The following is an 11,128-nucleotide window of genomic DNA, read 5'->3' on the forward strand; positions in this document are numbered from 1 at the left end:
CATGAAGGCCCCCATGACCAAGACCCTGAAGCTGATCTCGCCGGTCAACGGCGAGGTCTATGTGGAACGTCCCGCCGTTCCCCTGGACGAGGCCCGCGACACCGCCGCCCGCGCCCGCGCCGCCCAGACCGCCTGGGCCGCCCGCCCGCTGGAGGAGCGTATCGCCCTGGTCCAGGCGGGCGTCGCGCGGCTGGGCGCCATGACCGAGGAGATCGTCCCTGAACTGGCCTGGATGATGGGCCGCCCGGTCCGCTACGGCGGGGAGTTCGGCGGCGTCAAGGAGCGCGCGGACTACATGGCCGGCATCGCCGCCGACGCCCTGGCCCCGCTGGTGATCGAGGACAGCGGAACCTTCCGCCGGGTGCTGAAGCGCGAACCCCACGGCGTGGTGTTCGTCATCGCGCCCTGGAACTACCCCTACATGACGGCCATCAACACCATCGCCCCGGCGCTGATAGCCGGCAACACGGTGGTCCTGAAGCACGCCACCCAGACCCTGTTGGTGGGCGAGCGCATGGCCCGCGCCTTCATCGAGGCCGGAGTCCCCGCCGATGTGATCCAGGCCGTGGTCCTGGACCACGCCACCACCGAAGCCTTGCTGGCCCAGCGTGCCTTCGATTTCGTCAACTTCACCGGCTCGGTGGCCGGCGGCCAAACCATCGAGCGCGCCGCCGCCGGCACCTTCGCCGCCCTGGGCCTGGAATTGGGCGGCAAGGACCCCGGCTACGTGATGGAGGACGCCGACCTGGACGCGGCCGTCGCCACCCTGATGGACGCGGCCATGTTCAACAGCGGCCAGTGCTGTTGCGGGATCGAACGGATCTATGTGGTCGAATCCCTCTACGACGCCTTCCTCGAGAAATCCATCGCCGAGGTCTCGAAGCTGACGCTCGGCAACCCGCTGGACCCGGACACGACCCTCGGCCCCATGGCCAGCGCCCGCTTCGCCCAGGTCGTCCGCGACCAGATCGCCGAGGCCGTGGCCGCCGGCGCCACGCCACGGATCGACCCGGCGCTGTTCCCGGCCGACGACGGCGGCGCCTACCTGGCGCCCCAGATCCTGACCGAGGTCACCCACGCCATGCGGGTGATGCGCGAGGAAAGCTTCGGTCCCGTGGTCGGCATCATGACGGTAAAGAATGACGACGACGCCCTGGCGCTGATGAACGACAGCCCCTACGGCCTGACCGCCTCGTTGTGGACCGCCGACGCGGCCCGCGCCGAGGCCCTGGGCGCGCGCATCCAGACCGGCACTGTGTTCCTGAACCGGGCCGACTACCTGGACCCGGCACTGTGCTGGACCGGCTGCAAGGACACCGGGCGCGGCGGCGCGCTGTCGGTGATCGGCTTCCAGAACCTGACCCGCCCCAAGTCCTATCACCTGAAAAAGAAGGCTTGAGCCCCATCATGAGCGCGACCACAAGCCCCACCGCCCATTGGAGCTACCCCACCGCCATTCGCTTCGGCGCCGGCCGCATCGCCGAAGTGGCGGAGGCTTGCGCCGCCCTGGGCATGACGCGGCCACTGCTGGTGACCGATGCCGGTCTGGCCAGCCTGCCGATCACGGTCCGGGCCCTGGAGGGTCTCAAGGGGGGCGGCCTCGACGCCACCCTGTTCAGCGACGTCCAGCCCAACCCGACCGAGGCCAACCTGGCGGCCGGCATCGCCGCCTACAGGGCCGGGGGGCATGACGGCGTGGTCGCCTTCGGCGGCGGCTCCGGCCTGGACCTGGGCAAGCTGATCGCCTTCATGCAGGGCCAGACCCGCCCGGTCTGGGACTTCGAGGACATCGGTGACTGGTGGACCCGGGCCGACGCCGAGGCCATCGCCCCCATCGTCGCCGTGCCCACCACCGCCGGCACCGGCTCGGAATTCGGCCGCGCGGGCGTAGTGACCAACAGCGAGACCCACGTCAAGACCATCATCTTCCATCCGAGGATGTTGCCCGGCATCGTGATCTGCGACCCCGAACTGACCGTCGGCCTGCCGCCGATCCTGACCGCCGGCACCGGCATGGACGCCTTCATCCACAGCCTGGAAGCCTATTGCTCGCCGCACTACCACCCCATGTCCCAGGGGATCGCGCTGGAGGCCATGCGGCTGATCAAGGAAAACCTGCCCCGCGCCCACAGCGACGGCAAGGACATCGAGGCGCGCGCCCACATGATGGCCGCCTCGGGCATGGGCGCGGTGGCCTTCCAGAAGGGCTTGGGCGCCATCCATGCGTTGGCGCATCCCGTGGGCGCGCTTTACGACACCCACCATGGTACCACCAATGCCTGCATCATGCCGGCCGTATTGCGCTTCAATCGCCCGGCCATCGAGGACCGAATCGACCGCCTGGCCGCCTACCTGGGCATCGCCGGCGGTTTCGACGGCTTCCTGGACTACGTCACGGGCCTGCGGGCCGCCCTGGGCATTCCCGACAGCCTGACCGACATGGGCGTCGACGGCGCCCGCCTGGATGAGATGGCCGCCATGGCCGCCGACGACCCCAGTTGCGGCGGTAACCCGCTGCCCCTGGACGCCGACATCCTCAAGGGCCTGTACGAAGCCTGTCTGTAACCACGGCAAGCCGGGGGCCTTCGCGTTCACCTCACCACGGCCTTGGCGGTTGCGGTCAGACGTCTTTTACACCAGACCGCGACGTCCGACCAGAGCGCACCGGCCGTTGGGCCCGTGGCATGCGATGTCGTGCCCCGGGCGCATCGTTCGGACACAGAACCAATCTCGCACCCATCGACCAAAACTGTATAATTCGGTCCGAAGATCGTCCGACCGTCACCCGATCCCCGAACGATCGACCGGATCCGCGCCGATGATGCCTCTGAACGTGGCCGCAGCCCCGCCGTCCGCGATGACGAACGATATCGTCACCTCGATCCGCGACGGCATCGTCACGGTCGATCACGCTGGCCGACTGACCTTCATGAATCCGGCGGCGGAGACGATATTCGGGTTGCGTGCCGAGACCGTTGTCGGTGAGACGGTCGCCGAGGTGTTCGTCCCGTTGGACGGGCTCGATACATTTACCGACTGTGTCCTTGAAGCGGTCCGCAACCCGGAGGCCCCCCACGAGGCCGACGTCACCATCGAGTCCGCCTCCGGGCGCCGTCACCTCACCGTGCATGCCAACCTTTTGCGGGACAAGGACAGCAGCGAGACCATAGGGATCCTCGTGGTCGTCTCGGACATCAGCGAACGGGTCGAGTCCCTGGAGAGAAGCGCCGCCCGCGAACGCGAGCGTGCCGCGATTGGACGCTTCATCGTTGCGATCCTGACCATCTTCAGCGTCTTCACGCTGTTGCTTGAACCGATCCAGAAACTGGCCGAGGCGCGGTTCTTTGACTTCGGGCCGGTGCTGGCCCTGGTGACCCTGATGGTCATCGCGTTCCTGATCACGCGATGGACCGGATCCTCCCTGCGCGACTATGGCGTCACGCTCCGCCTGGGTCGACGGGACCTCTACGAGTCCGTGGCCTGGTCTGTCGCCGTATGCATCCTGATGACGGCGATCAAGGGCCTGACGCTCCAGCTGTCGCCCGCCTCCTTGGCCGCCTCCTCGTCCCAGGAGCCCCTGTTCGCCTTCCTGGTCCTCGATGACGGCACCCGGGTTGACACCGTCGACCTTTTCGCCATCGCCCTGGCAATCTACCTGTTTTCCGTGCTCTTTCAGGAGTTCGCCACGCGCTGCGCCATCCAGGCGCCGCTGACACGCTTTCTCGATGGGGTCGTCGCCGCGCCCGGCTGGATCGCCAACATCACGGCGACGCTTCTGTTCGCCGTTCTCCATGCGCATCTCAATCCGGTCGTGTCGTTGGCGGTGATCGGACCATCCCTCCTCTGGGGATGGCTGTTCATGAGGTCGGGCAGCGTTGCCTCGCCGATCCTGTCCCACACGATCATTGGAGTGTATGCGATCTTCATCCTCGGCCTGTTCGCCGGCGTCGAGCAGGTCTGAGACCGGATGCAGCACACCCGATCGAAAGTGCTGATCGTCAACGCCTACCTCGACCCGTGGCGGGCGTCGACGCCGACCCGTCTGTTTGTTCCGCGGGCCATGGCCCCCTATTTCCTGGCGGGCCGGTTCCACCGCGACCGGGTCGAGGTGCGCGTCCATGACGAGGTTCATCACGGTGCCCTTCTTGATCGCCGCCTGTATGCCTGGCCCGATCTGGTCATTCTCACCGGTCTGACCGCCGCGTTCGACCGGGCTCGTCAATTGTCCGCCTATTTCCGGCACGGACGACCGGGCGTCGTCGTGGCGATCGGCGGACCGATCGCGCGGGCCCTTCCCGGCCTGTGCGCGCGCGTCTTCGATCTGGTGTGCCAGGGCGACGTGGAGAGCGTCGACGCGGTGATCGACGAGGTTCTCGGGCCGGGACACCGGGCCGACACACCCGCACCGCGCTTTGACCTGGCCCGTTCCGTGTTCAGCCCCGGATTCATCGAGACGACCAAGAACTGCAACTTCGCCTGTGCGTTCTGTTCCCTGACCGGGGAAGGGCGAGACTACGTCGCCCATGAGGACGAGGACATCGCGCGCCAGATCGCCGCCGTGGACCGCGTGCAGATGCTCATGGTCCTGGACAACAATTTCTATGGCAACAACCGATCGAGCTTCGAGGGGCGGGTTCGCCTTCTCGGCGAGCACTGGCGACGGGGCGCCTTCCGGGGGTGGGGCGCCCTGGTGACCGGAGATTTCTTCAAGAGTCCAGACAACCTGGCCCTGGTCGCCGAGAACGGGTGCCTTGCGCTGTTCTCCGGCGTGGAATCCCTTGATCCGGCAGTGCTCAGGACGTTCAACAAACGTCAGAGCCTGGCCTCCGACCCTCGGTCCCTGTCGAAAACCTGCGCGGCTCACGGCATCATCTTCGACTATGGCATGATCCTGGACTTCACTCAGCAGACCATCGGCGATGTGGATGCCCAGATCGACGGATTGCTCGCCGATCCGGAGGTCCCGTTGCCGGGTTTGCTCTCGTTAACCATTCCGATATTCGGAACGCCGTACTTCGACGAGGCGGCATCCGCGGGTCGGTTGATGCCACATCTTCGGCTGAGCGATCTTGACGGCCAGAAGATCGTGGAATGGCCTCGGGAGCCGCTGGACCGCGTGGTCCCCTATGTCGCCGCCCTGCTCCGTTTCCGGGGCCGCAAGATGGCCCTCGCCCGCCATGCGGTCGCCCATGCCCTGACCCGTCGCACGGATTACCGCTGGGAACAGACCGCGCTGGAACTCCTGCGTCCGCTCCTGCGCTACGGTGGCACCGTCAGGGTCGGCACGCCTTCCCAAATGTGGGCGACGCTGCGGGAGTCCCCAGCAACGTACTGCGCCCTCACCGACACGGCGCCCGCCGCCTATCGCCCGCGACACTGGCTTCCCGCGCGTTTCGCACGCGATTTCGAACCCTTCCGCGTAACCGACGGCACCGGCGCCCTGACCGACGAGAGCCGGGCCGAGCGGCACGCCGCAGGCGCGTCGGCCGGTGTCAGTCCCGCCAGAAGCGCGGCATCAGCAGCACCAGCACGGTGAACAGCTCCAGCCGGCCCAACAGCATGCCGGCCGACAGCAGCCATTTGGCCGTGTCCGGCAGGGTCGAGAAGTTGCCCGCCGGCCCGATCACGTCGCCCAGGCCCGGCCCCACGTTGGAAATGGCCGTGGCCGCGCCCGAGATGGCGGTAACGTGGTCGAGCCCGGTCATCCCCAGCAGCATGGCCAGGAAGGCCACCGACAGGGCGTACATGAAGAAGAACGCCATGACCGCCTCGGCCACGCCCTCCTGGATCGGCTTCTTGTTGTAGTAGGGGATGAACACGCCGCTGGGCTGAAGCAGCCGGCGCAACTGGATGGCCGCCATGGCCCCCAGGATCTGGAACCGGAACACCTTGATCCCGCAGGACGTGGAGCCGGCGCAACCGCCCACGAACATCAGGCAGAACAGCACCGCCACCGGCGCGCCGCCCACGACCCCGCCCCACTGCCAGTAGTCGGCCGTGGCGTAGCCCGTTCCGGTCATTACCGAGACGGTGTTGAAGGCCGCGTAGCGAAGAGCGTTGAGGGCATCCATGCCCCCCTCCTGCCACAGCCACCAGGCCACCATCGCCACGCCGACCACGGCGGTGCCCAGGAACCATTGCACCTGGGTGTCGCGCAGCAGCGCCATCGGCCGGCCCCGCACCGCCTGGAGGTAGAGTAGGAACGGAATCGCCCCGACGATCATGCCGGCGGTAATGATCCAGTCCACGGCCCAGGACCGGAAATGCCCCACCGAGGCGTCCTTGGAGGAATAGCCGCCGGTGGAGATGGTGGTCATCGCGTGCAGCACCGAGTCGAGCGCGCTCATGTCCGCCCAGTAGAGCATCACCGTCCAGGCGGCCGTCAGCACCACGTAGATCACGGCCAGCGCCGAGGCCAGGCTGGCGGCCCGGGGCAGCACCTTTTCCTGGGTCTCGAAGGCTTCCACCTTGAACATCTGCATGCCGCCGACCCGCAGCATCGGCAGCACCGACAGCGCCATGATGATGATGCCGATGCCGCCAAGCCATTGCAGGATGGCCCGCCACAGCAGGATCCCCGGAGGGGTCAGGTCGAGACCGGTCATCACCGTCGAGCCAGTGGTGGTGATGCCCGACATGGCCTCGAAGAAGGCATCCGTGTAACTCAGGCCCGGATCGGTGAGCACGAACGGCAGGGCGGCGAAGGCCGGCAGGATGACCCAGATGGTCGCGGTCATCAGGAACGCCTGGCGGATGCTGAACCGGAACTGCCCGCCGCGCGTCGCCAGGAACAGGGACACGCCGAAGAAGCCGGTCAGCGCCGACGACGTGACGAACACCAGCCAGTCCGGATTGCCGTGCAGCAGATCCACCAGGCCAGGGATCACCATGCCCAGCGCCAGGATGGACAACAGCAGGCCGTGCACCAGCAGGATGGGACGAAGGTCGATCAAGCGGATCCCCATGCGCCATGATGGAGGCGGACACGCCACCATCCGCTCCGCGCTCCCATCGCCGACACCTTTGCCGCATCGGCCCAGGCTTGGCAACAACACAACGCACCGCGGCGGTCTCGCGACACCCGCCGGCCGGTGATAGACTGCCGCCCCGCCACACCACGCCCACCCCACCCCTCCGCCGGGATCCGTCCGATGCCGTCCGTCCCCTCCCCTCCGCCCGCGTCCCCGCATGGACCGGCTTGAGTCCGTCCAGATCCTGCGCGCGCTGGCGGCCCTCATGGTGCTGGGGCTGCATCTTCAGGGAACCCATGCCGGGTTGGCCGGGCTGCCCGACGGAACCTGGGTGCCCGTGGGCAGCGGCGGGGTGGATATCTTCTTCGCCATCAGCGGCTTCATCATCTGCCACGCGGCGCGCGGCGACGGCTCGGCCGGCCGCTTCCTGGCCCATCGCGCCGCCCGCATCGTACCGCTCTACTGGAGCGTGACCCTGGCCATTTACGCGCTGGCCCTGGTGGCGCCGACGCTGTTGCACTCGACGACCGCCGACCCGATCCCGCTCGTCAAGTCACTGCTGTTCATCCCCTACGTCAAGGACAGCGGCCTGGTGCAGCCGATCCACATGCTGGGCTGGACCCTCAACTACGAGGTCTTCTTCTACCTGGTGTTCGGCCTGGGCCTCCTGGTGTCGCGCAGCCCGGCGGCGCTGGTCTGCGCCGCGCTCTTCGGCCTTGTGGGCCTGGGCTGGATGCTTCCCGATCCCGGTGTGGTGGTCGGCTTCTTCACCAACAGCCTGGTGCTGGAGTTCGTCTGGGGCTGCGGGATCTACGGACTGTACCGGCATGCCCCCGGCGTCCTGCGGGCGCTGCGCCCGGTCTGGCCGCTGGCGCTGGCGCTGCTGATCGGCCAGCACTTCGTCGACACCGGCCTGCCCCGGGCCGTGAGTCAGGGCATCCCGGCGGCCCTGGTGGTGGCGGGCCTGCTGACGGTCCGGTTCGATCCGCGCGGCTGGGCACGGCCGCTGCTGGCGATCGGCGACGCGTCCTACTCCCTCTACCTGCTGCATCCGCTGGTGATCCGGGGAATCGATGTCGTGCTGCCGCGCCTGGGGCTGGAGACCGACGCCCGGATCGCGCTGGGTCTGCCGCTCATGCTGGGGCTGTCGCTCGGGCTGTCGGTGCTGTCGTTCCGCCTGTTCGAGCGCCCCACGAACCGCTGGCTGCGGCGGCGCGTCGCCCGTCACCGGCGGCCGGCGCGCACGACCGCACCATAACACGCGGCCGTTAGCCGGGGAGGCGCCGCAACACGGTCACGCGCATCGGCTGGTCCAGCAGGGGAAAGCCCTCGGCGTCGCGAGGACGGTCCGCCACGATGCGGTCGAAGTGGGCGCGCAGGCCCTCGGGATCGGCGGCGAAGCTCGCCGCCCGGTCGAGGCTGATGGCCGCGTGCCAGTCCCGCCAGGCGTCGAAGCCGGTCTTGCGCGACAGGGTGATGTATTCGAACTCCCGCGCCAGGCTCAGACCGCCACCCTCGGCGGCCGCGTGCAGGCGGCGCCAGGCCAGGGTGCGCCATTCGTCCTCGTCGTCGACGGGCTTGTTCAACTCGTAATTCGATCCCCGGGCGACCGGTTCGAAGGCCACCACCAGGCCGCCGGGGCGCGTGACGCGCGCCGCCTCGGTCAAGGCCGTGGCCATCGCCTCCGGAGGAACGTGGTGCAGGCTGTTGAAGAACAGGGCGATGTCCCGGCTGGCATCGGCCAGCGGCAGGGCCTCGGCACCGGCGGCCATGTAGGTCTCGTCGCCGGCGCGGTCGGCGGCCCGGGCGCGCGCCATCTGCGCCGGGTTGGGATCCAGGCCGACCACCCGGGCGCCCTCGCGGGTGAGGAAGCGGGTCCACGTCCCGTCACCGCAGCCGATGTCCGCGACCAGACGGCCGCGCACCGCCCCCAGCGTCTCGCGCAGCGTGTCGCGATTGCCGCGCACCGGAAGGTCTGGCTGAGGGGACGAGGCGGCGGTCGATCCGGACGGGGACATGGGGGACTCTCGACTAGGGCCTGTTGACGATGGGGGCGCGGTCACGGCGGACTGGTCACAGGTCGGGACGATCGGGGCGATACTGCACCTTGTGGGCCGTCTCGAACCCCTTGATAAACTGCATCAGGTCACGCCGCCGGCCGTTGGCCCCCCCCACCTGCTGGCGCAGGTGTTCCGGAACCGGCGTGCGCGGATCGTCGCGCCCGGCCGGAAGCCGCTCCAGGAACTGCCTCAGATTGCAGCACTCGATGACATCGGCGCAGAAGTTCAGCAGCAGCCCGACCCGCACCCGCCGCGTCTCGCTATGGTACACGGAGACGGAGAAGGAGCCCGTCCGGCCGCCCTTGCGTTCCAGAACGGCGGCCCGCAAATAGGCGCTGAAGGGCGTGATCACCACCGCCGTCTGGCTGTCGTGCTGGACCACCACGTCCTCGTCGGGCTCGGCCCCGAACAGGCCGGCGGTGGCCGCGCGGATGGTGCGCTCATCCAGGTCGGCGCCTTGGGCCACGCGCTCGATCGCCATGATCGGGTCGGACTCCAGGCTGGCGTAGATCGTCTTGCCGCGCACGTGAACGGAGGCCCAGTTGTCGGGATTGACCGACTTCTCGTAGGGCGAGATCTTGCGGGTCCACAGGTCATCCCAATCGGGCGGCACCGGGTTCTCCGGGTGCAGAACCTGCGGGTCGCGCATGTACCGTTCGGCGACCATGGCCGCCATGCGCAGCGTCCCGGGGATGTTTTGGCCACGCACCACGACCGTTTCGGTCACCGACCGGGACGACACCTCCATCACCAGCCGGTTGCTTTTCAGCACGAACGCGGGATCCTGGTCGGCACCAGCGGACCCACCGGCAGCGAACCGATGAACAGTGGTCTTTTCGCGGTACAGCGTAATCGGACCGATCGAGGCCATGACGGCAAGGCTTCGCTGCTGGTTGGGACAGGCTGCTGGTCTGGATCCGCTGCTGGTCGGGGACACGGAAGTCGCGCCCACGCGGACCGGTATCCCAGCCGGCAGCGCCACTATCCGAAGATTTCCCGCCAGTGTCCACTGTACAGTTCCCCGGGGCCGTTCCCCTGGCGCCGCTCCCGGACCCCCCACGCGAGGGCCGCATGTCCCAGGAAAACCCCGCCCCGCGCGGACATCGGATGATCGTCGTCCTGGGGGCGGCGGTGCGGCCGGACGGCGCCGCCAGTCCCGCCCTGCGCCGCCGCGTCGCCCGCGCGGTGGCGGCGGCGCGGGCGTGGCCCGACGCCCCCGTGGTCCTGTCGGGCGGACACGGGCGCCGCCATCCCGCCGGGGCGGACAGCGAGGCCCGGGTGATGGCGGCGCTGGCCCGCGCCGAAGGGCTGGCCCCGGACCGCCTGATCCTGGAGGCGCGATCGTCCGACACCCTTCAGAATGCCGGCCAGTCCCTGGCGATCGCCGCCAGCGCCGGCGCCGGCCGGGTGTTGGTCGTCACCGACGGCCCCCATCTGCCGCGCGCCCTGCTGGCCTTCCGGGCGGTGGCGGACGCGCGCGGGCTGTCCATGCGCCTGGAGGGCGCGGCGGCCCCCGGCCCCGACGGCCGGGCGCGGCGGCTGGCCGCCCGGCTGCGCGAGGCGGCCGCCCGTCTCGTCTATCGCTGGCGTCTGGCCCGGGGCAGCAGTTCTCATTTTGAGCTGAAAGGCTTGGACACGGGACACGGGATGTGATTCACCCTCTGGGTGAGGTGGCTTGAAGAGCAAATCGCGGCGCTGCGGGAGCGGTGCGCGGCCCTGCCGGATCGGCGGACGGGGCAGAACGGACGCTATACGATGGACGACATCGGCATGGCGGCGTTTTCGGTGTTCTTCATGCAGAGCCCGTCGTTCCTGGCCCATCAACAGGCGTTGGCCGAGGGTCCGGGGCGCGGCCGGTCGAACGCGCACACGCTGTTCGGGCTGTCGGCGATCCCGAGCGACAACCATATCCGCGCGATGCTGGACGGGGTGCCGACCGATCACTTCGACGGGCTGTTTTCCGGGATCGTCCGCACCCTTGATGAGCGCGGCGGACTTGAGGCGATGCGCCGCCTGGACGGGCGGGTGCTGATCGCGCTGGACGGCTCCGAGCATTTCTGCTCGCGCAAGGTTTCGTGCCCGCAGTGCTCGACGCGG

Annotated in this window: 9 protein-coding genes and 1 pseudogene; 7 read left to right on the top strand and 3 right to left on the bottom strand. The window is 68.7% G+C overall.

What is annotated here, in order from left to right; all coding sequences use genetic code 11:
* Positions 1–13 precede the first annotated feature (13 nt).
* From GGD89_RS04290 to GGD89_RS04305, 4 genes are all read left to right on the top strand, one after another.
* Positions 14–1,399, top strand: coding sequence for an aldehyde dehydrogenase family protein (locus GGD89_RS04290; protein WP_184042867.1), 1,386 nt, complete (start codon positions 14–16; stop codon positions 1,397–1,399).
* A gap of 8 nt (positions 1,400–1,407) precedes the next feature.
* Positions 1,408–2,565, top strand: coding sequence for an iron-containing alcohol dehydrogenase (locus GGD89_RS04295; RefSeq protein WP_184042868.1), 1,158 nt, complete (start codon positions 1,408–1,410; stop codon positions 2,563–2,565).
* A gap of 253 nt (positions 2,566–2,818) precedes the next feature.
* Positions 2,819–3,961, top strand: coding sequence for a type II CAAX endopeptidase family protein (locus GGD89_RS04300; RefSeq protein ID WP_221238317.1), 1,143 nt, complete (start codon positions 2,819–2,821; stop codon positions 3,959–3,961).
* A 6-nt stretch (positions 3,962–3,967) separates the two neighbouring features.
* A complete protein-coding gene (locus GGD89_RS04305; protein WP_184042869.1) occupies positions 3,968–5,536 on the top strand; it encodes a B12-binding domain-containing radical SAM protein in 1,569 nt (522 codons plus the stop codon).
* Here the strand turns inward: GGD89_RS04305 and GGD89_RS04310 are convergent.
* A complete protein-coding gene (locus GGD89_RS04310; protein ID WP_221238318.1) occupies positions 5,493–6,953 on the bottom strand; it encodes a TrkH family potassium uptake protein in 1,461 nt (486 codons plus the stop codon). The two genes, GGD89_RS04305 and GGD89_RS04310, sit on opposite strands and share 44 nt — an antisense overlap.
* 235 nt (positions 6,954–7,188) lie before the next feature.
* On the opposite strand from GGD89_RS04310, the gene GGD89_RS04315 reads away from it, so the two are divergent.
* Positions 7,189–8,229: an acyltransferase family protein gene (locus GGD89_RS04315; RefSeq protein WP_184042871.1), complete on the top strand. Its 1,041-nt coding sequence runs from the start codon at positions 7,189–7,191 to the stop codon at positions 8,227–8,229.
* Between the two features lie 10 nt (positions 8,230–8,239).
* On the opposite strand, the gene GGD89_RS04320 is transcribed toward GGD89_RS04315, so the two are convergent.
* Both GGD89_RS04320 and GGD89_RS04325 read right to left on the bottom strand, forming a co-directional pair.
* On the bottom strand, positions 8,240–8,989 hold the full coding sequence (locus GGD89_RS04320; RefSeq protein ID WP_184042872.1) for a class I SAM-dependent methyltransferase: 750 nt from the start codon (positions 8,987–8,989) through the stop codon (positions 8,240–8,242).
* A gap of 55 nt (positions 8,990–9,044) precedes the next feature.
* Entirely contained in the window at positions 9,045–9,803 is a 759-nt protein-coding gene (locus tag GGD89_RS04325; protein WP_343058532.1) for a hypothetical protein, read from the bottom strand.
* A gap of 335 nt (positions 9,804–10,138) precedes the next feature.
* On the opposite strand from GGD89_RS04325, the gene GGD89_RS04330 reads away from it, so the two are divergent.
* Together GGD89_RS04330 and GGD89_RS04335 are read left to right on the top strand one after the other, a co-directional pair.
* Positions 10,139–10,684, top strand: a complete 546-nt coding sequence (locus GGD89_RS04330; protein WP_184042874.1) for a YdcF family protein — start codon at positions 10,139–10,141, stop codon at positions 10,682–10,684.
* A gap of 102 nt (positions 10,685–10,786) precedes the next feature.
* Positions 10,787–11,128, top strand: a pseudogene (locus tag GGD89_RS04335) (ISNCY family transposase); the annotation flags it as partial.

It is taken from the genome of Roseospira visakhapatnamensis (assembly GCF_014197915.1).
Classification (GTDB): Bacteria; Pseudomonadota; Alphaproteobacteria; order Rhodospirillales; family Rhodospirillaceae; genus Rhodospira; species Rhodospira visakhapatnamensis.